Origin of the sequence: uncultured Alteromonas sp. (assembly GCF_963976965.1) — a bacterium.
GTDB lineage: Bacteria > Pseudomonadota > Gammaproteobacteria > Enterobacterales > Alteromonadaceae > Alteromonas > Alteromonas naphthalenivorans.
Window position 1 is genome coordinate 62,481 of record NZ_CAXBMP010000016.1, and the last position, 25,201, is coordinate 87,681.

Sequence of the window (25,201 nt, forward strand, 5' to 3'; positions counted from 1 at the left end):
TACAGCATTACTTAAAAGATATTAAGCCAAAAAAGACAAACTGCCATCTTTTCAGGTTTTTAAACTTTGCCATTACGTCATTATAGACGCCTGATTCAAAAATCGTTCAGTAAATTCGTCTTCTGATATAGGTTTACACATGTAGTAGCCTTGACCATATTCACAGCCTAACTGCCTAAGCGAGTGAAACTGCAATTCGGTTTCAAGCCCCTCTGCCACTAAGACCATGTTAAGGCAATTACCGAGACGAACAATAGCCGTCACTATATCAAGCGCTTGGGGTTCGGTATCCATGTCTTTTATAAAAGATCGATCAATCTTAAGTACGTTTAAAGGAAACTGACGTAAGTAAGACAAGCTTGAGTAGCCGGTGCCAAAGTCATCTAGTGCTAACGAGAGCCCTAACGAGGAAAGCGCTAGTAATACGTTTCGCGTTTGATCGAAATCAGCCATCAATGCAGACTCCGTTACCTCTAACTCTAATAGCCCTGGATCGATTCCGGTCGACACAATAACTTCCTCAACTTCTTTTGCAAAGTAAGGGTTCGCTATTTGCTGCGCTGACACATTTACCGCAATTTTAAACGGTTCATTCGCTTCAACGCATTTAGCAATAAACTCACAACTTTTGACCAAAACTTGCTTACCTAACCGATGTATCAACCCTGTTTCTTCAGACAAAGGAATGAATTCATCTGGTGGCGTTATGTTGCCATCTTCATCGATTAGTCTAACTAGACTTTCCGCGCCAACAACTTTATTTAAATTCAAATCATATTTAGGTTGGAAAAATACCGTCAGGCTATTGTTATCAAGGGCTGTGCGAAGCTTTATTTCGGTTTCAACCCGCTTGCGCATGGCAAGTTTCAAATCTTTTGAGAAGAAGCTGAATTTGTCCTTACCTGTGGCTTTCGCGCGATACATGGCCGTGTCTGAGTGACGCATCATTTCTTCTGCACTAGCAGCATCTTGAGGAAACAAACTTATACCAATACTTAAACTAAGTTGGTGATGCTTCCCATCAATATGAATAGGCTCTCTTACACTTTGTAAACAGCTCATTGCCACTTCATCTGCACTTAACCCACTATCTTCATGGGTTAATAAACACGCAAACTCATCACCGCCTACCCTTGCTAACGTTGCTGACGAACCGCATGCATGTTGAAGACGTTTCGATACAGATAGAATAATGGAGTCGCCGACTTTGTGGCCTAGCGCATCGTTCAAATATTTGAAATTATCAATGTCTATAAGTAACAAAGCGACACTATGCTGCGCTTTGTCGGTGCGATTAATAGACTGAACAATTTTGTCGTGCAATAACACCCGATTAGGTAAGCCAGTAAGTTGATCGTGATTAGCGACATGGGTCATTTGAACGGCCATCGCCACCGATTCAGACACATCTTGGAATACAACGACTGAGCCTTTAACTCTCCCTTGTGTGTCTAATATCGGTGAAGCGGTATCTTCTACCCTGCACTCTTTACCTTGCTTGCTGATTAATTTTACGTTGAACGCCATAGAAACAGGCCGCTTAACCTTCATGGTATATAGCGCAGGGTTAATCATTCCGGCATTAGTCGTGGCGTCTCGTAAATCCATAATTTCATCAACCATTCGCCCGCACGCCTGAAATTCATTAAAGCCAGTTAAGCGCTGAGCAACTGGGTTAATGAAAGTTACAACGCCTTCTGCGTCGGTGGCAATAACGCCATCAGCGATAGCATTAAGCGTAATGTTTAATTGTTCTTTTTCTTCAAGAATTCTTTCGTTGTAAATAGATAACTGTGATTTTTGACGTTGTATTAAAAGGTGATTTTTTACCCGCATCCTACAAATTTCTATATCGATAGGCTTAGCAATAAAGTCAATTGCACCCAATTCAAGTGCTTTTCGCTCGTTCTGACTATCGATAAAAGACGTCACAAAAAGTATCGGTATATCTCGCAAGCTCATATCAGCCTTAACCGCTCTACAGATGTCGAACCCTGAGCGCTTAGGCATACTAATATCAAGAATAATTAAATCAGGTTTATGAATTTCAATAAGTTGAAGGGCTTCTAAGCTGTTGCTGGTGCTAATTACGTTCGCTAAACTACTTACAGCAGATTCTATAATGACGATATTAACGGGTTCGTCATCAACAATAAGCACTTTTTGCGCTCGCATATCCATAGCTATCGTTTCTCCTTATTTACCTTTTTCTCTATCAAGTATCGGCCATGCTATGCTTTTCGTTATTAGCCTTTAGTCTACATTCAACTGCACTTATGTTGTCGGCATTGTTCTTGCTGATTGTAATTGCTGATGCATTTACACTACCGATTACGTCCTAAAGCGCTACTGAGAAGTCGTTGTTATACGATAAGTGCCACAAGAGCGATAAAGAAATACTTAAGTCTGTCTTCATTAAAACAGCCGAAATCTCGCTAGAACTGGGTTCACATTTAAATTTTTTTGATATACAGTTTTCGTTCTACAGTAAATGTTCTCACTACACACTTGGTTTACAAGGCAAAAATAACTTATGAGTTTTGAAAGTACGTCGCTTTGGCAACGTGAAAAAGCACTGCAACGCTTGGCAGGAAACCACGCGCTTTTAAAACGTGTTGTTGAAATGTTCATTGATCAAATCGATGAAAAACACTTAACGCTTACTACAGCGGTTTCAAATAGAAATTTAGAAGACGTTCGCTTTACCAGCCATGCTATTAAAGGTGTATCGGGTGATGTGGGCGCCGAGGCATTGCGCCAGAAAGCCTCATCCATCGAAATATTGTCGGCATCAGGTGATTGGAATGAAATTGAAGTAAACGTTAGCGCGTTGGCGTCAGTAATCGACGCCACCAAATCAGAAATGGCTGCCGCCCACGCCTAGAAAGATGAGATGAGCGGCTTATCATTTTAGCGTGTTAACGAATGTATATGCGCAATGTGTTGTTGTTTAATGTCATCCGGTAAAAAGCTAGCCGCAAAACTATTAATAGCAAGTTGCTTCACGTGTGCTTCGGTTACAGGCAACGCATCACACAGGGCTATATAGTTATCATTCAAAAACCCACCAAAATATGTAGGATCGTCCGAATTCACAGTAACCATTAAACCCTCATCGAGTAGCGATAATATATTGTGTTTGGCTAAGTCATCTACCACACACAATTTCAGATTACTTAATGGACATACGGTAAGAGGAATTTGATTGGCGTTTATGTAAGCCATTAACTTCTCGTCTTCCTGACACCTTACGCCATGATCAATTCGGTCAACGTTAAGCAAGTCTAATGCTTCCCAAATATATTCTGGCGGCCCCTCTTCACCTGCATGCGCGACTATTTTAAACCCAAGAGCTCGCGCTTCTCGAAACACCCGTTCGAATTTAGATGGTGGATGACCCAGTTCAGAACTGTCTAAACCCACCGCATCTATAACACTGTAATAAGGTTTGGCAGCTTCAAGTGTGGCGAACGCGTCGCTTTCTGGTAAATGCCTTAAGAAAGACATAATTAAGTAACTAGAAATACCGTACTGCTTTTGTGCATCTTTCATGGCCCGTAAAAAACCTGGCATGAATACATCAAATCCTATACCTCTTGCGGTATGGGTTTGCGGGTCGAACATGATTTCAGTGTGAACCACGTTATCTTCATGACAGCGGGTGAAATACGCCCACATTAACGCGTAAAAATCATCTTCATCAATGAGCACGCCCGCACCGGCATAGTATATGTCGAGGAAGCTTTGCAAATTAGTAAATTGATAGGCAGCAGCTATCTCTTCAATGCTTTTATATGGCAACGTGATACTATGTTTACTTGCCAGGTGCCACATAAGCTCAGGTGTTAGGCTGCCTTCTATATGCAAGTGCAGTTCAGCCTTCGGGAGTTTTTGAATTATTGTTGATAGCGACATGGCCCCTCACAGTTAGAAGCGCACCATTTTGATGCAATTTGCATCTTAATTAGTGCGCAACTTCTTTTCTAGCGTTGATTTAGTCAGGCGTTTTTATAACGCTTCCAATGTGAAATACGCGGTTTTTAAAACCTTTATTAGTTAATTTCACTGGCGTAACACTGACTTTGCGTATTCTGGCTATGTTTACCGTAGCACAAAACGCACCAACAAACTGACTAAGTGGTCAAGTTTTTGCTTCATGCAACAACAAATAATGATAAATGACTCAACGCATAGAGAAATCTACATGTCTAATAACGTATTAGAGCGCCTTTTTAAGCTTCAGGCGCATGGAACCACAATAAAAACAGAAGTGGTAGCGGGGCTAACCACTTTTGCTGCCATGTCGTACATCTTAGTGGTAAACCCTGGGATCCTTGGTTTAAGTGGCATGCCTATCGAAGGGTTAATAACGGTAACCGCGCTAGCTGCCTGTTTGGGCACTTTATTGATGGCGTTTATGACTAACTACCCCATTGCGCTTGCGCCAGGTATGGGTTTAAACGCTTTTTTTGCTTTTACTATTTGTTTATCTCGAGAGATTCCCTGGGAAGCGGCCCTTGGCATAGTATTTTGGAACGGTATTCTCTTTTTAATTCTGTCCTTAACTGGGGTGAGGACTAAAGTTGCTGAGTCTATTCCCCCGGCCCTCAAAATTGGTGTGCAATGCGGCATAGGGTTATTTATTGCCTTTATTGGCCTTAAAAATGCGGGGCTGGTTGTAGACAATCCGGCTACCTTTGTGGGTCTTGGTGATTTATCTGACCCTGCGGTAATGCTTGCGCTACTTGGTATTATTTTTACTATTGTGATGGTAGTGAAAAAGGTTACCGGAGGCATTCTTATATCTATTGTGTTGCTCACCGTAATTGGTGCCTTCGTGCCAACCGAGAATGGCATGTTAACCGCAACGCCTGAAGCCATTATCGGCTTACCAGAACCAATTTCGAATACCTTTATGGCAATGGACTTTTGGTACCCTATTGACCATATCGCTGAAACTTGGGATTTAATATTTGCACTAATGTTTGTGAATATGTTCGACACTATAGGTACGTTAATCGGTGTTTCTCGCCGTGCGAACTTGCTAGATAAAAACGGAAGATTGCCTAAAATTGGCCCTGCCATGACCGCCGATGCGTCTGCCAGTGTGGTAGGTGCATTTATTGGTACATCACCAGTAACCAGTTACGTAGAATCTGCTACTGGGGCGTCTGCAGGTGGTAGAACAGGATTAACCGCGGTAGTGGTTGCACTGTGTTTTATTTTTGCCTTGTTCCTTACCCCTTTAATGAAGGTTATTCCTTTGATGGCGACTACTCCAGCGCTTATCATGGTGGGCATTCTAATGATGGAAGCCATTCGCCAGATAGATTTCGACGATTTAGGTGCTCTTGCTACCGCAACCGTTGCGCTATTAGCTATGCCGCTCACGTTCAGTATTAGTGAAGGTATTGCACTAGGTTTTATTACCTACGTTGGCATTAAGATGGGAACCGGTAAATTCAGAGAAGTCAGTGGGTTAACCTACGTGTTAGCGGGTGTGTTTATACTGCGCTATATATTTGACTTAAAATAGCAAGCGGTAGCCTATGCTTAACAAAAAAAACGGTGAAGATAATCTTCACCGTTTTTTTATGCTTTGGGTAATCTATTCAGGCAACTTAGATTACATAGCTCATAGAAATTGAGCTTGCTAACCCTACTCTAAACCATCGTAGCTAAAGGTAACGGCTTTATCGCCCATAAAGACTATCTTTACATGCTTCGCTTCTTCGTTACCCCAAACGCAAGATACTGCGCCCATGGTTTTTGAGCAATTATCTGCCGCCCCAATTACCGATGAGACTTCATCTTGAGACATACCCATTTTTAATTTGTCGTAGTTCTCTTTATTTAGCTTTGAACAGCCCGTTAATACGAGCGCAGTTAATAAACATAAGGCAATTTTTACTTTCATTTTTATATCTCCACTTTATATAGCGTAGCTTGCTTCTTATAGCTTTACACTTTACTGGGATTTTTCAACTAAAGGATGTTCGGCTAGCCAATGTCGGGCAATGTCTTCACGGGTAGCAAGCCATACTTTGTCATGAGATTGCACATATTCAATAAAACGTTTTAACGCCGCCATTCTCGCTGGCCGCCCTAAAATACGGCAATGCATGCCTATCGACAGCATCTTAGGTGCTTCGCTGCCCTCGTCGTACAACACGTCGAACGCATCTTTAAGATATTGGAAGAACTGCTCGCCACTATTAAAACCTTGTGGGGCAGCAAAACGCATATCATTGGTATCTAGCGTATAAGGCACCATTAAAAGAGGTTTGCTGTAATGGTTATCAAAATAAGGCAAATCGTCGGCATAAGAGTCGGCGCAGTAGAGAATGTCATCACGCTCAGCAATCAATTTGAGCGTATTAGGGCTGGTTCGCCCCGTGTACCAGCCAACCGGTTTCTTACCAGTAAGTTGCTCATGCAACATGATAGCGTCGTCTATTTCTTTTCGTTCAGTCTCTTCGTCCATATCTTGATAATGAACCCAACGCATAGCGTGACTGGCAATTTCCCATTTAGCATCTAACATGGCTTGCACGGCATCTGGGTGACGTTGCATGGCCATAGTGACACCAAAAACCGTTACCGGAATATTGTAGCTGGTGAGCAAACGATGAAGTCGCCAAAATCCCGCACGACTCCCGTATTCGTAAATAGACTCCATACTAAGGTGCCTATCATTAAATGCTTGTGCACCAATAATTTCAGACAAAAAGGTTTCGGAGTGCGCATCACCATGAAGTACGCAGTTCTCACCACCTTCTTCATAATTCAAAACAAACTGGAGCGCAATTTTAGCGCCGTTCGGCCAATTGGCCTTAGGTACATCAGCCCCGTAACCAATAAGGTCGCGAGGGTAAGTATGGGAATTATTCGACATCAATATTCTCAATATAACGACTTGGCACTGGCAGGTTGCACCCACCTAGCACCAATTGAATTAATTGGCGTGTGGCCGTTTCAAAATCAGCTTTAATCATTTTACGGCCACGAAGACGGGTAATTTGAGCGGAGAAGTCTGCATAATGCTGGGTGCTAGCCCAAATGGTGTAAAGTAAATATTCACCATCAAGCTGGGGGAGTTTACCTACTTCAATCCACTGGTCTATAAGTGCTAATCGCCCTTCCATCCATTTGGCATGTTCTTCGTCAAAATAACCGGTTAAGTTCTGCGCACCGTTAATAATTTCCATCGCGAATATTTTAGAAGCTTGTGGATGGGTACGAGATACCTCCATTTTTTCTGTAATGTACGCCGCTAACACTTCAGCAGGATCGTCATCTACAGTGGCTCTGTCGAAATGGGAATTCCACAACGACAATGTTTCTTCTAGCACTGCCACATACAGTTCTTGCTTCGTTTTAAAATAATAAAGCACGTTGGTTTTAGGCAGGTTCGCTTCATCTGCAATTTTTTGAACCGCAGTGCCCTTAAATCCAAACTGGGCAAAACATTTTTCAGCGGCTTGCAGAATATTTCTTTTGTTTGTGGCACCTACGCCTGCGTCCGTGTCTCTTAATTTGGTCATCGTTATTTTTTTATCCTTCACTACACGTCTGGCATCCGTTTGTATTACGTTATCACGGTTTTAGCGTAAAATAGAAAACGTAATCACTATACCGTTACCCCTACTTAACTTTGTGTTCTCTATGTTCAACCTTGCACGATTCTTGCCTGTATTACACCAACAAGTATGCAGTTTTGCTTACCAAATTAGGGGCTATTCTCAGGGAAGCCTTTTTTTTAAAGCAATTATTTGACCAAATGGTCTACTTTTCTATCAAGAATACCGTTATATTAATGGATATATCAATGAAAATAGTGATGAGGTGCGGGTATGATTCGCTTTCTTATTAATCAACAACTCGTTGAATTGGACGATACCCGGGCTGACCTGACGTTACTTCAATTCTTACGCGAGCACAGAAAACTTACCGGTACTAAAGAGGGTTGTGCAGCAGGCGATTGCGGTGCATGTACCGTAGTGATTGCCGAGCCTAACCCACAGTTCGATGGGTTACATTACCGCACGGTAAACAGTTGTATTACCTTGATGTCGGCTGTACATGGCAAACAACTTATTGCGGTAGAGCATTTAACTCAAGACAACACCTTACACCCTGTACAACAAGCACTTATCGACTTTCATGGTTCGCAGTGTGGCTTTTGTACGCCAGGGTTTATCATGTCTATGTTTGCGTTGTATCATCAAGATGGCACGCCAAATCGCGATGATGTATTGCATGCATTGTCCGGTAACTTATGCCGCTGCACTGGCTATCGCCCTATTATTGATGCGGCATTATCTGTGTGTGGAAACACGCCTGATGACACATTCGCACGTAATGAGTCTTCTACGCTAAGCGCGTTGAAGGAACTAGCCGCTACCCCCGTACTTGGCTCCAGTAATTTACTTGTTCCAGACTCTCGCTCGGCCTTAGCCAATGCTATCGCTCAGCACCCAGATGCGCTTTTAGTAGCAGGTAGCACCGACTTAAGCTTGATGTTTACTCAACAACTGAAAGATGTGAACACGCTAATTAGTTTAAGTGGGGTCAAATCATTAAATGGATGCACTACAAACGAACATTCGATCACGTTTGGTGCAACCACGCCGTTAAGTGATTTGACGCAACCTTTGTTAGGGCACTTTCCTCAATTAGCAGAATTAATCACCCGCTTTGCTTCGTTGCCAATACGTAACCAAGCCACCTTGGGCGGTAACGTGGCAAACGCTTCGCCTATTGGCGATATGCCGCCTGTATTGCTAGCCTTAAAGGCCGTGCTGCATATTGATAATGGTACACAAACTCGCGCTATACCTGTAAGTGAGTTTTTTACTGGCTATCGCCAAACGGCGCTAGGAAAAGGCGAATGGCTATCTGACATTGAAATACCCTACCTGACGGCCAATGAGTTAGTGGCCGCGTACAAAATTTCAAAACGCATGGAAGATGATATTTCTGCCGTGTGTGCTGTGTTCAACGTAACCTTGAATGACGGTAAAGTTGAACACGTTAGCACTGGGTTTGGTGGTGTTGCCGCAACGCCAGTTAGTTGCGAAGCATTAAATAGCGCATTAAAAGGCAAACAATGGGCAAGTATCGAATGCTTGAGTATTGGTAAACAAATTTTAAGCGAAGCATTTTCCCCAATAGATGATGTGAGAGCGAGTGCAGAATACCGTAAAACTGTACTGGCTAATTTATGGCATCGATTCTGGCTAGAGCATCAAAACACTAGCCAATCAGCCAGTGGTACAAGCAGCCATGTAAAAAACAAGATTGAAACTCGGGTGGTGCAACATGCGTAAGCTTATCGATAGCGCGAAAGATTCAGCCTCAACACAGGTTGTTCATACGTCGGTAAAGCATGAAAGTGCTGCCAGACAGGTTCAAGGAAGCGCGAAATATATTGACGATTTGGTAGAGCCGCAAGGCACGCTTTACGCCGCTGTAGGGACCAGCAGGTGCGCGGCGGGCATTATTGAATCAATAGATTTATCTGCCGTAAGTGCAAGTGAAGGTGTGGTCGATGTTATTACCATCGACGATGTTCCTGGCCATAAAGATATTGGGCCGGTTTTTGAAGGCGACCCCCTTCTCGCTAATGGCGAAGTAAAATTTTACGGCCAGCCTTATTTTGCAGTGCTTGCAACTTCGGTACATTTAGCCCGTAAAGCGGCACTAAAAGGCACTATTAAGGTTATTCCTACCGCCGCGGTATTTACCACCGAAGAAGCGCATAAACATGAACGCTTTGTGCGCCCTACTCACAGGTTTGGCCAAGGTGATGCTGATACTCAACTTGCCACTGCACCTTTAAGCTGTAAAGGCCACCTTTCTATTGGCGGCCAAGAGCATATGTACCTTGAAGGGCAAGTGTCGCTTGCCATTCCCGATGAAGACGGGCGAATGAAGGTATATACCTCAAGCCAACATCCTAGTGAAGTGCAAAAGCTAGTGGCTGAAGTACTCGATATTAAGCTGCATCATGTGATGGTAGATATGCGCCGCATGGGTGGCGGTTTTGGCGGTAAAGAAACCCAAGCCGCTCAGTGGGCGTGTTTAGCGTCTTTGTTAGCTTCTCGCAACCAGTGTGCAGTGAAGTGTCGTTTACCTCGCAGCACTGATATGCACGTGACAGGCAAGCGCCATCCTTTCGATAATAGCTTTGAGGTTGGCTTTAACGAAAACGGTAAAATTGTTGCCACAAAAGTAGATATAAACGGTAATTGTGGGCATTCACCTGACTTGTCTGACGCTATTGTCGACAGAGCCATGTTTCATGCCGATAACGGTTACTTTTTAGGTGCAAGCAACATTGTAGGTCACCGCTTGCAAACTAACATGGTATCGCACACGGCGTACCGTGGTTTTGGCGGGCCGCAAGGTATGATCATGGCTGAAGCCATGATGGATGCCATGGCACGCAAGCTAGCAGTAGACCCGCTTACCGTACGTAAACAAAATTTGTACGGGCCAGAAACTGGTACCACTACTCCTTATGGCATGGAAGTAGAGCACAACCTACTGACAGAAATGATCGCAAAGCTTGAAAAAGACGCCGATTATTGGGCACGTAGAGACGCGATTACCGACTTTAACCGCAATAGCCCTGTCATTAAGAAAGGCCTAGCTCTGACTCCGGTTAAGTTTGGTATTTCCTTTACCGCAAAGCATTTGAACCAAGCAGGCGCACTGGTACATATTTATACTGACGGTAGCATTCAAGTGAATCATGGCGGCACAGAAATGGGCCAAGGCTTGCACACCAAAATAGCCCAAATTGCGGCGAATGAATTTGGTGTGTCTATGGACATGATAGAAGTAACTGCCACCCGCACCGATAAAGTACCCAACACATCTCCAACGGCGGCGTCGAGCGGTACAGACCTAAACGGTAAAGCGGTGCAAAATGCATGTATTACGTTGAAGGAACGCTTAGCACTGTGCTTTGCTACCGAGCTAGGCATGCCAGAGCAAGCTGAAAAGGTACAGTTTACTGCCGGTAACTTAGTATTAGGTGAACACCAAAAAGCGTTTAGCGATTTAGTTCAGGTGGCGTATTTTGACCGCGTGTCATTATCGGCCAATGGCTACTATAAAACCCCTAAAATACACTACAATCGCGAAACTGGCGATGGCCGCCCGTTTTTCTATTTCTCTTATGGTGTGTCGGTAAGTGAAGTATCTGTTGATACCTTAAGTGGTGAGTACTGCGTTGATAAAGTAGACGTACTTCATGATGTGGGTAATAGCTTGAACCCTGCTATTGATATTGGCCAAATAGAAGGTGCCTTTATTCAAGGCATGGGCTGGCTTACTACCGAAGAACTGGTGTGGAATAATGATGGTCGCTTAACCAGTGAAAACATGGCCACCTACAAAATTCCTGCTATTGGCGATACCCCTAAACATTTTGATGTAAAACTGTTTGGCAGAGAAAATGCTGAGGACAGTATTTACCATTCAAAAGCGGTAGGTGAACCGCCATTTATGCTAGCAATTTCAGTATGGTGTGCTTTGAAAGATGCCATTTCAAGTATTTCTGGTTACACCCAAGACCCGCAACTAGATACACCAGCCACGCCAGAGCGTGTACTGAATGCTGTAATGCAGTTGCAACAGGCACAGCAATGAAAGCGAGTACCTGGTATGAAGCGGTAGCGCAGTGTCAACAAGACGGTGCGCCCTACGTTATTGTGACGGTGATTAGTATTGCTGGCTCTACTCCCCGTGAAGCCGGTAGCAAAATGGTAGTTACCGATGCACAAAGCATAGATACCATTGGCGGCGGGCATTTAGAGTTCGATGCAATCAACACAGCCCGTGAGATGCTAAGTGGCGGTACTCGTGGTAAAAATAATACTAGCACCGAAATACGCTCATACCCTCTTAGCAGTAAGCTAGGCCAATGCTGTGGCGGCGCTGTTAAAGTATTGTTTGAAGTGTGCAATCGCCATGCGCAGCACATCGCTATTTTTGGCGCAGGGCATGTAGCAAAAGCTTTAGTACCTATTTTGGCCCAGCTTCCACTTCGTATTTCCTGGATTGATAGCCGTGAAGATTTGTTCAGCCACCCGCTACCAGCAAACGTAAAAATGGTGGTAGAAGAAGCGCCAGAGACTGAAGTGCGTGGGCTGGAAGAAAACACCTGGTTAGTAATATTAACTCACGATCATCAGCTCGATTACCGCATTACCGAGCAAGCATTAAAATACCCTGCGTTGCCCTTTGTTGGCCTTATTGGTTCACAAACCAAAGCCAAGCGTTTTATCACTAAATTGGAACATCGCGGTTTTGATGAAAATGACTTAGCTCGATTAGCAACCCCTATTGGCGATACTTCAATACCCGGCAAGCGTCCTATTGAAGTGGCGGTATCAATTGCTTCACAAATTATTCAGCGTTTACACGCCGGTGAAGACAATGTTGAAGGTGCTACGGTGACTAACGCCGATAGATTTAACACTAAGGAACATAATGTATGACCTTAAACGAACTTAATACCCTATCGGCCAGCGATGCTAGCGATTGGTTTCAACAAACCTGCGCAGCACAGTCGTGGATATATAGCATGGTTAACGGCCGCCCTTTTGACACCGCTAACGATGTAAAAGAATATGCGAAAACCGCTTGGTCAAAATGCGGCAAAGACGATTTTTTAGAGGCTTTCACCGCCCATCCAATGATTGGCGATGTTGATTCGTTGCGTAAAAAGTTTGCCAACACGAAAACCATAGCCAGCGGCGAACAATCAGGCACAGCCAGTGCATCAGAAGCGACGCTGCTTACATTAAAAGAAGCGAATCAAGCGTATCTTGATAAGCATGGTTTTATTTTCATCATTTGTGCCACTGGGCTTTCGGCCGACGCGATGCTTAACGCCTTGCAAACGCGATTACCGAACAGCACCGATGAAGAAATTCGCACCGCCGCCCAAGAACAAATTAAAATTACCCTGTTGCGCATAGACAAAGCGTTAACTGCCAAGGACGAAAATTAATGAATACCTTATCAAGTCATGTATTAGATACTACATCGGGCAAACCCGTTGAAGGCATTGCGCTTACCCTTACCTTGCCTAATGGCGACGTACTTACTGGTAAAACCGATAACGATGGACGTTTCAATCAATGGGGTCAGAAGTTTGAAGCAGGTGTGTATACACTGCGTTTTCATAGCCATGACTACTTAATTGCTACACATGGCAAGAGTTTTTACCCTCATATTGATATTGCGTTTGAACTTGAAAGCGACGGCGGCCATTACCATGTGCCTTTGCTTATCTCTCCTTTTGGTTTTAGCAGTTACAGAGGCAGCTAATTATAATGCAGCTTTTTCGTGCGAATATTGCACACTTTCCAACGCCTAATACTGCGTCATCCACGTTTGCCGAAGATATTGTCGTTATTCACGATGGCGGCTTGGTAATAGATGGTAAAAAAATTATCGCCACTGGCTCGTTTTCTAGCATGCGTGAGCAGTACCCCAATGCATTGTTACATGATCATAAAGACAGCTGGATTTTACCTGGGTTAATCGACAGCCACTTGCACTACCCGCAAACTGAAAGTATTGCTAGCTATGGCGAGCAATTATTAAGTTGGCTTGAAAACTATACATTTCCTACCGAAAAACAGTTTGCTAACGTGGAACATGCCCAAAAGATTGCCAAGGTGTTTTTGCAACAGTTGTTGAAAAACGGCACGACCACTGGCTTCGTTTTTTCATCGGTACACCAAGGATGTTGTAACGCCTTATTCAGTGCCGCCAGCGAAATAGACATGGCTATTGTGGCAGGTAAAGTGTGTATGGACAGAAACTGCCCTGCAGACTTACAAGATTGCCCAGAAACCGCCCAAAAAGACAGTGCTGTATTAATAGAAAAATGGCACAACACAGGCCGAAATCGCTATGCAATAACCCCAAGGTTTGCGCCGACTAGCTCAGAGGCGCAATTGGCCGCTTTAGGTGAACTGGCAACCCAATACAAAGATGTCTTTGTGCAAACCCATTTGTCTGAAAATGTAGATGAAATTGCATGGGTGAAATCTTTATTCCCGAAAGCATCTGGCTATTTAGATGTTTACGATAAGTACAATTTAGTGCGCCCACGCGCGGTGTTCGGTCATGGTATTCACCTTTCTAGCGAAGAATGGCAGCGCTTAGGTGAAGCAGACGCTACATTGGCGTTTTGCCCCACATCAAACCTATTCTTGGGGAGCGGATTGTTTGATTTGCAAACCGCACGAGCCAATAATGTGCATGTTGCATTAGCTACCGATGTAGGCGCAGGTACGAGCTTTAGTATGTTAAAAACCTACGGCGATGCCTATAAGGTTAGCCAATTGCGCCACGCGCCTATCGATCCTATTGAAGGGTTTTACTTAATGACCCAAGGCGCTGCGGTAGCACATAAACTCGATGACGAAATTGGAAACTTAAACCCTAATACGGTTGCCGATTTTATTATTGTAACGCCCCGTTACGATGAACTCATGGAATTACGAATTAAGCCCAATGCAGAATTTGACGATGTCTTTTTTGCACTCAGTATTTTGGGTGATGATCGCGCTATTGCAGAAACCTGGATAAGCGGTCAATGTTGTTATAATAAGAAGGAAACACACTATGCCATGGCTTGATTGGATAAGCTTATTTGTACGCTGGTTTCACGTAATTGCCGGTGTGGCGTGGATTGGTGCGTCGTTCTATTTTGTCTGGTTAGACAATAATTTGCGCACCCCACCTAAGTGGAAAGAAGATAAAGGCATAAAAGGCGACTTATGGGCGATACATGGCGGCGGCTTTTATGAAGTAGCCAAATATGCTTATGGCCCAGAAAAAATGCCTGAAACCCTACACTGGTTTAAATGGGAAGCTTACACCACTTGGCTATCAGGCTTTGCGCTACTCATTATTGTGTATTACTTTGGTGCTTCGGCATACTTGATTGACCCTCAAGTTAATAATATGTCGCCTACTACTGCTATTTCGTTAGGTTTAGGGCTTATTTTTGGCGGCATAGCCATTTACGAATTTGCCTGTAGAAGCCCGCTAGCTAAATATCCTATTGTTTTTGCGTTATGTTTGGTTACGCTTATTTGTGTAGTCACTTACCTTTCAACACAATGGTTTAGCGGCCGCGGCGCTTACATTCATGTTGGGGCATTAATTGGCACCATTATGGTGGGTAATGTGTTTTTCAACATTATGCCCAACCAACGTAAAATGGTTGCTGCAGTACAAGCGAAAGAAAGTATCGACCCTCAATGGGGCGCGGGCGCTAAATTGCGTTCCATGCACAATAACTACTTCACCTTGCCGTTATTGTTCATCATGATTTCAAACCATTACCCTATGACTTATCAACACGAGCAAAATTGGTTAGTGCTTATTGCGCTAATGGCGGCTGCCGCATGGATTCGTCACTTCTTCAACCTACGTCATGTTGGCAAAACTAAACCATCGATATTAGTCACAGGTGCTGTTGCTATGCTTGCCATTGCGTTATGGGTTTCGTGGCCGAAAACGCCAGCGAATGTTGAGGTAGCGGGTACTGAAAATGAAAGTGTAGCCGTGGTAACTGATGAACGCGTGGCCGAGCTTGTGAATACCCATTGTGTAGGCTGTCATTCACGCACCCCTACCGATGAAATTTTTAAAGTTGCGCCATTAGGTGTGGTGTTAGATAGCTGGGAAGGTATCACGCGGTATGCGCCTCAGTTAGTAAGACGCACTACCGTGACCAAAGACATGCCATTTTTAAATAAAACCGGCATGACAGAGGAAGAGCGGGCTGAAATAGCGGCGTGGTTTGCTACTACGCATGCCAAAAGAGAAAATTAAAATCTGATGGGGCAATGTAGCATTGCCATTCATGTTATCGTATACCTTCACTGCTTCTAAGTTAAGAGGTTTAGCGTAATTGGATTAGTTTAGAATAAGCCAATGTTTCAACCTATCTTTAAACGTCAGCATGCCTTTTGTGCTGGCGTTTTTGTTTATACATGGCTTCATCAGCGGCATCTACCCAGTTTTGTGCCGTCACAATATTTGCATCCCACGTGTGCCAGCCCAAGCTAAATGACAGAGAGGTTCCGGTGGTAGTGATACCATCACTTCCACTATTCACGCGACTGTCTTGGTTAGCGTCGGAATCTGCTAATTCACTGTCAAACTCACGGCCAAATTCAATATCGAATGAGGTTTCTGCTAAGCGTTCGAAAAACACCTCGGCATCGGCGTCATCTGAACCAAATAAAAGCACAACAAATTCATCGCCGCCTAAGCGAGCAAAACGGTCGGTTTCTCGCAGGGTATTTTTCATAATGTCTGAAAAACCCACCAATGCTCTATCTCCGGCTTTATGGCCAAAGGTGTCATTGATACTTTTGAAGTCGTTTAGGTCGATAAATACAAGCGTTGACGGTTTCTGACCGCGGTTCATTCGTTGTATTTCTCTATCTAGCTGAATGAACACTTCTCGTCTATTTGAAATGCCAGTGAGTGGATCTGTTTTAGAGAGGTACTCAAGTTTAGAAATTGCTTCTAACAATGCTTGCTGTTGCTCTTTTTCATGAGAAACATCGTCAGCGGTGCCTACCACCAATATCTGTTGCCCGTTCTCGTCAAACAGGGGCATGCCCCTATCGTGAATATACTTTATTTCTCCGCTACTATTTTTGATGCGATATTGTAAGTCCCAACTTTCTAGCGGTTTCGCTTTATATACCTTTTCTACAAACAAACGATCGTCTTCATGCACATAAGATAAAAACGCATCGGGCTTAGCATGCAATTCATATTCATCACGCCCGTAAATATTACGATAACCTTCGTTAATGTAATGAATTCGGGTTAATTCTGGGTTCGCTACCCAAACAAAAGAATGCGCAGAAAACGCGGCCACTATTTTACTGAACAGTGCTTCTGCTTTATATAGCTCTGATTCGATGCGTTTCTTATCATCGATATCTTCGACGACCGAGATAAAATAATCAGGCTCACCGTTTTCATCACGAACCAAAGAAACTGTTAATTTTGCCCAAACGTGATGACCTTTAGCATGAATGTATTTTTTTTCTATGCTGTAAGTGTCTATTTCGCCGCGAAGCACTTGGTGAAGAAGGTATAAATCCTCTTGAACGTGTGAAGCTTCGGTAATGCTTTGAAACGACATTTTAACAAGTGTCGCGCTCTCATATCCTAAAAAACCACTTAGCTTACTGTTCACACGGATAAGGTCACCATGCGGGCTAACATGCGCTAATCCTACGCCACATTGTTCAAATGTTTTTTCAAAAATATCCTTTTCTCTCATTAGCCCCGCATTATCCATTCACTACCCACTACGCTAGAAATTAAATGTAAAATTTAAGTGTAGCAACATTTTCAGATTGCGTTGGATTATGATGCATTACACTTTATTAACGTAATAATTGAAGCTTTTTTGACAAAGGTAAGGTTGGCAACCTTGATACAGAGAATTAGATGCTATGACTGATGAGTAGAGATAACCCTGCTATTTGTAGCGTTCACAAAGCAAACTAGGTATGTAATTTTACAACCATGATGCAAACAATATATGTTCAATTTATAACAATTGAGTAAGTATTACGTTCTAAGCATAAGCCATTAATTTTTCGGCTAATGCTACAGTGCTAGGTGCAATAAATATCTACTGGTTTACAAGTGATAATTATCAATAAGAAATTGCAGAATAAAGGGTTATTTAACGGGCGTTGGCGTAACGCTTGGGCGATCTTACTTTTCTTATGCTTGACTCAAATGTCTGTGACTCAAACTAGTCGTGCATCCGAAAGCGCTTCAAACCCATTTTTAGGCGTTCTCGACTTTGAAAGTACACGCAGCGTTATTAATGACATTAGGCAAAACAAACTTGATTACCTTCGTAACAAAGAAAAATTAGAAAGTGCCTTTAAAGTAAGTCAGGAACAAGGCTGGGAGGAGCTTCACTTAGAAGCAGCAGCGCTCTATTCTGAACTCCTCTTTAGACAGGAAAAATATGCTGATTTAACGGCTCATTTATCACACTATTTAAATCACAAAGAATTAATAAAGCGAAAAGATATTTATCTACTGTTCTTAGAGACAAAACTAAAAGCTCTTACCAGATTAGATGATTCCACCCCAGCAAAAAATCTTTCTAAAAAGCTAGAAGCGCAAATTTCGCAACACTCAGTAAATGAAAAAATTATTATTTTTCGCGCGTTGGCTTATTACTATACGGCTGATGATGCGTTGAGAAAAACGCTGAGTGCCGCGTTAGAAGGTCTTGAATTAGCGATAAAAAGCGATGACATTCCTTCGCAAGGCTATTTTTACAGAAAGATAGCCGATGCCTATGGGTACTTAGAGGAAGATGAGGACAAAGCGGTAAGTTACGCGAAAAAGGCCGTAGAGACATTCGAGAAAACAAATGATGGGCTTTTTACGGCAAAAGCGTATTGGAGCTTGGGTAATATACTTCTTGAGACTGGCGACCCACAAAGCGCATTAGTCTATTTAAACAAAGCATTAGCCTATTTTAAAGACGTTAATATGAACAAGGGGCTCGCTTTTGCCCAATACTCAATTGCAAATATTCAATATCTTCAGGCCAATTACGATAGCGCGCAGATATTAGCTAAAGAAAATATCGAGCTTGCTATGTCAGCGGGCATTAATGATATGCAACTTGCTTCGATGATTTTGCTAAGCAATGTATATATAAAACAAGATGCATTAGAGAAAGCTAATAAAATTAATGATGACGTTTTTCTCATCATAGATAAATTTAGCCGTAGTATTTATAAAGCGGAATTTTTTGGTGAAAGATACGAATTAAAGCGAAAACTTAATCGTACTGATGAAGCATTTGATGCCATAGAAAAAAAGCTTTTTTATACTAAAAAACACTTCGAGGCCACGAGCGAAAGTAACATTAAAGCCTTACAAGTAAAGTTTGAAGTAAAAGAAAAAGAAGACACAATCCGTAAGTTAGAATACGAAAAAGATATTAGTAACCTTCAAGCTAAAGAGGAATATCAGCAAAAAATTATATGGCGCTTAAGTGCTACCATCGCTTTTATTTTAGTTCTTGTCGCCTCGCTTTTAGTTTACAGACAATCACGCCAACGAAAAAAATATCATCGTATGGCATCCACTGATCACCTAGCAAACTGTCTTAATCGTCGGGGAATATTGGCTACTGCCAACTCTAAACTTGCCCAACAAAACATAACCATCGCCATCGTTGATTTAGATTACTTTAAAAGAATTAACGACGAGTATGGACACGATGTGGGTGATTTAGTGCTGATTGCTTTTGCCAATGCTGCAAAAGAGACACTGTCTAAACATGATGATTTTGGCCGTTACGGCGGCGAGGAATGGTTATTCATTTTACATTCGTCGGACGAAAAAGTGGTTCGACTGATGTTTGAAAAGCTAGCTGCAACTTATCAAAAGTACTGCAACAACATTGATGCCCTTAAAGGAGATTTAAGCATGACATTTAGCGTAGGGGTATCGCTTGGGAATAAATCCAACAGAACATTAGATACGTCAATAAAGCGTGCAGATGATGCGCTATATCAGGCAAAAGAAAATGGTAGAAATCAGGTGGTAATAAATTGAATATAAGAAGTGGTGCGACTACCCTGATTCGAACAGGGGACCTCTACCATGTCAAGACATGAATCAGATGGTACAAACACCGTTCTATCACATAATTTGTTCACAACATAATTTGTACTAGCTCAGACTTGATCTGACAGTTACCTCTCTTTTTAACCTTCTCTACCCCCAAAGATGCATTTCCCTTAGTAGTTTTTCTCTAGGGGAAATCGCAAACGTTCCGCATAGAAAAAAATTGATAATAATCTAGCGCTGAAACCTTCGTATCAGTATTGGATGCTAGCCTACTCTCCACTTCCCCTTCCATTCCGAAAAATTATTACTCTAAAAAATCATTACACTTCCCAAACTAAATACAACGAACACACGAATGACTCACCTTCATCATTTAAGCTTGCAATAAAATACAAAATGATGCTATTTTGTAATTGCAGTTTTCAATATGACTTTTTGGGAGAGTTAATTATGTTGGATAGAAATAAATTTCAAATAGAAAGAGAGCAGTTTTTAGAAGCTTTCTGCGAAAAGATCACGTCCATACTTGGATTAGAAATGAATGCCAAATTCAATGAAACACGATTTTACAGATTTACGGATATAGCGTTTGAACTAGCGAACTTTGGAACTATGGATAACTTTCTAGGGTTTAATGAATTCGATTTAGTGGCGTTCGTCGAAACGATGGAAACTATGTTGCCAACTGTCGCTAACAACATGAACATCGAGGAAGAGTACCCTACTCTCACTACGGCGGTTAGTTGCTTAGGGCTATATTCATCGCTCTACATTGTTGAGGACGAATACGTCGCGAACTACTGCGAAATCACCCACGAAGCCGTGGCTGCTGTTTTGGGTGTTAAGGTCAGCACGCTCAAAAACATGGTTTCTCTTAAATCGCTGGCAGCAATGAATAATCATGAACTACGTCAATACTTAGAGTCACAGGAGCGTTTCAAACCTTTTAAGCAGTACGATAGTGTGTCTCTTGACGCCCCATTGGATTTATCTAGCGTAAGAACCTGCAGTGCGCTCATTTATGCGATAGAGCAACGCGCTATCAAGTATAACCTCGTTGATACCTTGGAAACGGTTTATTCGAAAACAGGTGTTAATGCTGACTCTGATAGCAATATTAAGTTTATCGCTTTATTTTCCCTCTACGGTGACATTGCTCGCAAAATTGGAAGTTTTTTGGGGAAATTGAATCTTGATTTGCCGTCTCTTATTGTGGCAGTGGAGAACGTAGCGCATGAAATGAATTCGGCATTGGCTAATAGCTCTTCATTGGAAAACTACTTACGTCCCTCAGAACAGTCAGGGGATCGTGATACCCTTGAAGCCACTGCCAAACCAAACGTATTTCAAAAACCGAATATTTCTTTCACCGCTGATAATCTCGGCGACTACCTAAAAGTAGAATATGATTTTTCTACTCACCCTGATGACAGGAGCAAAAATAAGAAACTTTTTGCATTAAAAAAAGGCAGCCTGTCGATCGCCATCGAACGAACGAAAACACCGAGTATTTGGGTGACTCACAATATGGCAAAGCGACTCAATTCAAGCGACTTTGAAATAACTTGGTACGAATCTTCTGAAGATGGTGTTGGGAGGCATAGCGGTCTTCATACTTATAAAGAGTTTCATACCGCGGCTATTGCGAAAGTAAAAGTAAAATCATTTGATCATGCAGAACGCCTAATTAGCCAACTTCTGTAAAAAACATTGTTACATAAGGATTTTTCAATGCATTCATCAATAGCTAAGGCACAAGTCAAAGGCACGTTCAGAGTAGCAAATGATGTTCTCGACAAATACAACGCTGAAGCCGAAAAAAGAGTTGGCCAAAATAAACCCTTTTCCAGAAAAAGTATGACCGCTTACGTACAGAATATCTTTGATATGTATGGTGACCTATTGCTATTTCATAGAATAGATAAGCAAAACAGTAGCTGGCACTTCGACTCACTGAATCTTGCAATTAACCCTGACCACGCTGACTTTGGCGAGCTAGGAATATTGCACTGCATAATTTGCGAAAGAGTAATCACACGAAACATAAGAGTTAGAAGGCAGCCTTACCACCACTACTCATCAAAGTGCTATGTACATGAACACTTTTTACAACGGGTGCATCAACGTGCTTCGCCCCTACAAACACAAAACATTAAAAACATGTTGATGAGCATGGTTCTGTGGCTTGACAAGCATCACCGAACGTCCGATAGACAGACAGCCAAACTCTTTTTCGTTAGCGGAAAGCATGTTGTGGTCGCTACATATCATGCAAAGCTTGATGTTTATGTGTTTAACACCGTTCTCTCTAAAGAAATGTTTTCTTTTAAACAAGAGCAGGATTTCCAGCAAGCTTATGTGTTACTCAATCAAAGCGAAAATGATTTCGTGTGCATCAACGAAGCGGGGGAATTAATAGATGCCTTCAAAGCCAGAAACGAGTTATCTCTAGATGAAATATTGTCAAATACCAATTTCTTTAACCTAGACTAAGGACAGAATGATGTTACCCGAACACGGAAAAATAGAATGTAGAGTCTGTTACCAAGGTATAAAGGAAAAAGTATTTGAACCCGCATTGCACTGGCGCATGGTTAACAACCCTGGTGCTTGGGGTTCATCTAACCCGGAATATCTTGTTCTGGGCTTTTCTAAAGGATTTACGCAAGCAAACCTATTTGAACAGGAGCGGTTCGAGGATGTTGCTTTTGCGAAAATGAGAAACCGGTTAACGAAAGCACTGCACGTAGTTGATGTATTAGAGCATGACTGTTGTGTCGACAGCAAAATTGAAGATCCTCATTCGAATATTGCGTTTGGCTCGTTGATTCGCTGTAGCGTATCCAAAGCTGAAATCAAAAACGGATTGAATTGTGGCTATTCGTGCATTGGCCCTGTAATCAACAGAGCTTTTCAAGAAATACCACAGATCATCGAAAATTGTACTGATAGGTATTTGCGAGACCTACCCAAAAGTATTAGAGCAGTAATATTACTCGGTAACAGCGACGCGTACTTAAAATCAATCCGAACCGTATTAAAGCGGCTATTCAGCGATACGTTCAAGCAGATTAATGACGTCAGTATACAAGCTGATGGTTTTTTATGGGTTCACGTCTCTCATCCTTCAGGACTGAACGGACACTTTAACAAGTGGTTGACCAGTGAAAATAACAGTGGTATCAAGCGTAAACAAGCTATAGAAGGACTTAGTTATATAAGTAACAAAAAGGATTAACTAAACTACTCACTGGTGCTGCTGTAAAGTGCCAATAGCTGGCTTGCATTTTTTCTTGTTTGAGCGGCTGCTGTGAGCGTAAACCGGACCTTGGAGCTATTCATTTTTCACCCTAGTGAGCAGCAGATTTACATGAAAATTATCGACACACTGTAATTCCAATTCATAGCAAGGCCAACCAACGCTCCAGCAGTAAGATAAATCTCTTTCTCATTCTAGCATTTAGCCAATCCACTTCAAAAATGCCCTCAGGGCTGTTTTTGAAAGGCTTTGCAAGATACAGCTCATGGCGTTGATTTTTCTTATTCACTGACATAACAAGAGTGATAATGGTGAACCACTATAGCGGTTTATGTGAGAAGGTAACGGAAGAAATAAAAGAAAATCTATCTGACACTTTCCATAGTGCAATGACAATGTAATAAGTAGCCCTGCACAGCCACACCAACGTGGCTGCTTAAGAACTCACTCTTAGGCCGAAGCCATTTCATTCCATCTGTCAATGCAATTTGTTTTCCCTACCCTCTGTACAAGACGTTTTAGCACAACGAATTAAAAACCCATTGGTGAGCCCTTTGACTTTGCTAGGCATTAGAGGCTTTGAACCGCATTTACAATTTTCTATTGAATGAATATTCATGTGTACCTATTCCGAAATTATTCCCAAAACAGCGGGAACTACTATTGAAATTATAACGATTAAAGGAAAAGACAATATGGAAAATATGGCTAAGCCTGATTGATTCATTTTTCTGTTCTCAGGCACTTTGCTCTCGGAGACTTGTTTAGACTCTGATCTAACTGCTATGTTATGCGCAAAGTTTAAAATCGTAAAAAGCATAAATATCAATGCTACTAGGAATATAATCCCCCCTATAAAGTAACCGCACCAACCCCAATTCTCTAAAACATAAACAGAGCTTGATATTAGTAGGCCGTTAATAGTCAGATTACTGATATAATTCATTAACGTTTCGAAGTTAAGTCCTGTTGGCTCGCCAGATTCGATGAACGCGATGACTCTATCAGAGCGATCTTCATTGAAATGCTTTCGGGAAAAACGCTTCTAATTTTTTACCAAAAATATGTGGTAGCCACAAAAGTACAACTGGGATCACAAACAATAAATTTTCCGTTTTACTTTGACCAAAATACTGAAGGAAATAAAGAAAAACAGCAACGACAGCTGTTATTATTAGAAGAAATTTTATTTCCAATAGTTGAAACAGTGGTTGTTTATCATTTTCCATCAGTTAGCCCCTTTTTTATCAATCGTTAAAATTGTAATAATGCTCAGCTGGTCGCGTGGCAGGTTAACTGCCTATTACACGCTAGGGTAGAATCGCAACCATTTTATCCATAAAAAAAATTTTGGCTTTAATAGCTTATTCAACAAATCGTTTAGGCGTCTTACTCTTATATAATGCTTGGCTATTTCATCTAACAAAGACTCAGCCCCTCGGATCCAACGCATTCGTTGCTCTTGATCATTACTGTTAATCCAGTCAAAGATAGGTGAAGAATAAAGCATACGCGTTGTTTCCTGCACCTCAACTTCGGAGTTAAGGTACTCCGAAATGACTTTGGTATGCTCACGCTTTAATTTCCAGAGAGGATTATCATGGCTAGTGTTAGTTGAGGGCATCGAAGTATAAGTTATGACTGGAAAGTAAGCGACATCATTGCTGACCTCGTTGAGAGCCCGTTTTAAAAGATCGTCTATAAGAACGATTTCATGGGGTATTTCGTTTTTATAACCACCATCTTTTAGGGTTTTTAACCATGGCTTGTTCATATGACAATCGGGATATTTTAAAGCCAATTCATCTTGTGTTAATACATGGTGATAACGCTGCATGACGCTATCAATGTCAGCTTTAAAAAATTCAAGATAACTAAGCTTTACGCTTCGCAAGTTATGCACGTAGCGTATGAAAGGGATTAACATTGTACTGAAAATGAGGGCGGCAATCGTGACAAGCATACGCATTATTACAAGTGCGTCGTCTGGATCTACATTAAAGAGAGTACCGGGTTTATTAACAATGTTAACTGGGGTTGTGCTTACTGACTTTTTGGGCGGTATGGGTAGATTTTCTACTGACTGAGTGGGTTTGTTCGTGGCAACAGAGTTATTGTTAGGCGCTGTTGCCACGACATCTTGCTTAGGCTCGGCAATGGGTTCGCTCTGGGTTTGAGCAAGAGCGTTTGTCGAACTAAAAACAAGCGATAGTATTAGTAAACTTTTGGACCACTTTCTGTTGTTGCACGCATCTGAAATCTCCT

The 25,201-nt window shown here is 42.2% G+C and carries 21 protein-coding genes; 13 read left to right on the forward strand and 8 right to left on the reverse strand.

The window, feature by feature from the left end:
- Positions 1–72: 72 nt before the first annotated feature.
- Positions 73–2,181, reverse strand: a complete 2,109-nt coding sequence (locus AAC006_RS13205) for an EAL domain-containing protein (protein WP_339891626.1) — start codon at positions 2,179–2,181, stop codon at positions 73–75.
- A gap of 352 nt (positions 2,182–2,533) precedes the next feature.
- On the opposite strand from AAC006_RS13205, the gene AAC006_RS13210 reads away from it, so the two are divergent.
- Positions 2,534–2,884: an Hpt domain-containing protein gene (locus AAC006_RS13210; protein ID WP_208804918.1), complete on the forward strand. Its 351-nt coding sequence runs from the start codon at positions 2,534–2,536 to the stop codon at positions 2,882–2,884.
- Positions 2,885–2,910: 26 nt separating this feature from the next.
- Here AAC006_RS13210 and AAC006_RS13215 read toward each other — a convergent pair whose 3' ends face one another.
- The gene (locus AAC006_RS13215) at positions 2,911–3,915 is read right to left on the reverse strand and encodes an adenosine deaminase (RefSeq protein ID WP_013784616.1); all 1,005 of its coding nucleotides are present in this window, start codon (positions 3,913–3,915) and stop codon (positions 2,911–2,913) included.
- A 289-nt stretch (positions 3,916–4,204) separates the two neighbouring features.
- On the opposite strand from AAC006_RS13215, the gene AAC006_RS13220 reads away from it, so the two are divergent.
- Positions 4,205–5,536 (forward strand): NCS2 family permease, encoded by a 1,332-nt coding sequence (locus AAC006_RS13220; RefSeq protein ID WP_338455825.1) that lies wholly within the window; start codon positions 4,205–4,207, stop codon positions 5,534–5,536.
- 123 nt (positions 5,537–5,659) lie between these two features.
- On the opposite strand, the gene AAC006_RS13225 is transcribed toward AAC006_RS13220, so the two are convergent.
- From AAC006_RS13225 to AAC006_RS13235, 3 genes are read right to left on the reverse strand one after another with little or no spacing between them, the layout of a single operon-like run.
- Positions 5,660–5,917, reverse strand: a complete 258-nt coding sequence (locus tag AAC006_RS13225) for a hypothetical protein (protein ID WP_013784618.1) — start codon at positions 5,915–5,917, stop codon at positions 5,660–5,662.
- A 51-nt stretch (positions 5,918–5,968) separates the two neighbouring features.
- A complete protein-coding gene (gene puuE / locus AAC006_RS13230; RefSeq protein WP_256769717.1) occupies positions 5,969–6,895 on the reverse strand; it encodes an allantoinase PuuE in 927 nt (308 codons plus the stop codon).
- The gene (locus AAC006_RS13235) at positions 6,885–7,544 is read right to left on the reverse strand and encodes a TetR family transcriptional regulator C-terminal domain-containing protein (protein ID WP_288389349.1); all 660 of its coding nucleotides are present in this window, start codon (positions 7,542–7,544) and stop codon (positions 6,885–6,887) included. The genes puuE and AAC006_RS13235 overlap by 11 nt, the downstream gene beginning before the upstream one ends.
- A 309-nt stretch (positions 7,545–7,853) precedes the next feature.
- On the opposite strand from AAC006_RS13235, the gene xdhA reads away from it, so the two are divergent.
- From xdhA to AAC006_RS13270, 7 genes are read left to right on the forward strand one after another with little or no spacing between them, the layout of a single operon-like run.
- On the forward strand, positions 7,854–9,329 hold the full coding sequence (gene xdhA / locus AAC006_RS13240; RefSeq protein ID WP_126873648.1) for a xanthine dehydrogenase small subunit: 1,476 nt from the start codon (positions 7,854–7,856) through the stop codon (positions 9,327–9,329).
- Positions 9,322–11,658 carry a xanthine dehydrogenase molybdopterin binding subunit gene (gene xdhB, locus AAC006_RS13245; protein WP_126873646.1) on the forward strand — a complete coding sequence of 779 codons (2,337 nt, stop codon included), beginning with the start codon at positions 9,322–9,324 and terminating at the stop codon, positions 11,656–11,658. The genes xdhA and xdhB overlap by 8 nt, the downstream gene beginning before the upstream one ends.
- Positions 11,655–12,509 (forward strand): xanthine dehydrogenase accessory protein XdhC, encoded by an 855-nt coding sequence (gene xdhC / locus AAC006_RS13250; protein ID WP_126873644.1) that lies wholly within the window; start codon positions 11,655–11,657, stop codon positions 12,507–12,509. Before xdhB ends, xdhC begins: the two co-directional genes overlap by 4 nt.
- Entirely contained in the window at positions 12,506–13,024 is a 519-nt protein-coding gene (uraD, locus tag AAC006_RS13255; protein WP_126873643.1) for a 2-oxo-4-hydroxy-4-carboxy-5-ureidoimidazoline decarboxylase, read from the forward strand. The genes xdhC and uraD overlap by 4 nt, the downstream gene beginning before the upstream one ends.
- Positions 13,024–13,344 carry a hydroxyisourate hydrolase gene (uraH, locus tag AAC006_RS13260; RefSeq protein ID WP_126873641.1) on the forward strand — a complete coding sequence of 107 codons (321 nt, stop codon included), beginning with the start codon at positions 13,024–13,026 and terminating at the stop codon, positions 13,342–13,344. The genes uraD and uraH overlap by 1 nt, the downstream gene beginning before the upstream one ends.
- 5 nt (positions 13,345–13,349) lie before the next feature.
- Positions 13,350–14,666, forward strand: coding sequence for a guanine deaminase (gene guaD, locus AAC006_RS13265; protein WP_126873639.1), 1,317 nt, complete (start codon positions 13,350–13,352; stop codon positions 14,664–14,666).
- On the forward strand, positions 14,653–15,870 hold the full coding sequence (locus AAC006_RS13270; protein ID WP_126873637.1) for a urate hydroxylase PuuD: 1,218 nt from the start codon (positions 14,653–14,655) through the stop codon (positions 15,868–15,870). Before guaD ends, AAC006_RS13270 begins: the two co-directional genes overlap by 14 nt.
- Positions 15,871–15,988: 118 nt before the next feature.
- Here the strand turns inward: AAC006_RS13270 and AAC006_RS13275 are convergent, their stop codons facing one another.
- Complete coding sequence (locus tag AAC006_RS13275; protein WP_260563651.1) at positions 15,989–17,344, reverse strand: diguanylate cyclase; 1,356 nt, start codon at positions 17,342–17,344, stop codon at positions 15,989–15,991.
- Between the two features lie 467 nt (positions 17,345–17,811).
- Between AAC006_RS13275 and AAC006_RS13280 the strand changes: the two genes are divergently transcribed.
- The 4 genes from AAC006_RS13280 (at position 17,812) to AAC006_RS13295 (ending at position 22,915) form a co-directional block, all read left to right on the forward strand.
- Positions 17,812–19,662 (forward strand): tetratricopeptide repeat-containing diguanylate cyclase, encoded by a 1,851-nt coding sequence (locus AAC006_RS13280; protein WP_339891629.1) that lies wholly within the window; start codon positions 17,812–17,814, stop codon positions 19,660–19,662.
- Between the two features lie 465 nt (positions 19,663–20,127).
- Positions 20,128–21,381 carry a hypothetical protein gene (locus tag AAC006_RS13285; protein ID WP_013784630.1) on the forward strand — a complete coding sequence of 418 codons (1,254 nt, stop codon included), beginning with the start codon at positions 20,128–20,130 and terminating at the stop codon, positions 21,379–21,381.
- Positions 21,382–21,408: 27 nt separating this feature from the next.
- Positions 21,409–22,170: a hypothetical protein gene (locus AAC006_RS13290; RefSeq protein WP_013784631.1), complete on the forward strand. Its 762-nt coding sequence runs from the start codon at positions 21,409–21,411 to the stop codon at positions 22,168–22,170.
- Positions 22,171–22,177: 7 nt separating this feature from the next.
- On the forward strand, positions 22,178–22,915 hold the full coding sequence (locus AAC006_RS13295) for a hypothetical protein (RefSeq protein ID WP_126873868.1): 738 nt from the start codon (positions 22,178–22,180) through the stop codon (positions 22,913–22,915).
- Between the two features lie 1,037 nt (positions 22,916–23,952).
- Here AAC006_RS13295 and AAC006_RS13300 read toward each other — a convergent pair.
- Together AAC006_RS13300 and AAC006_RS13305 are read right to left on the reverse strand one after the other, a co-directional pair.
- Positions 23,953–24,165, reverse strand: coding sequence for a hypothetical protein (locus tag AAC006_RS13300; RefSeq protein WP_126873869.1), 213 nt, complete (start codon positions 24,163–24,165; stop codon positions 23,953–23,955).
- 74 nt (positions 24,166–24,239) lie between these two features.
- Entirely contained in the window at positions 24,240–25,070 is an 831-nt protein-coding gene (locus AAC006_RS13305; protein WP_126873870.1) for a hypothetical protein, read from the reverse strand.
- Between the last annotated feature and the right edge of the window lie 131 nt (positions 25,071–25,201).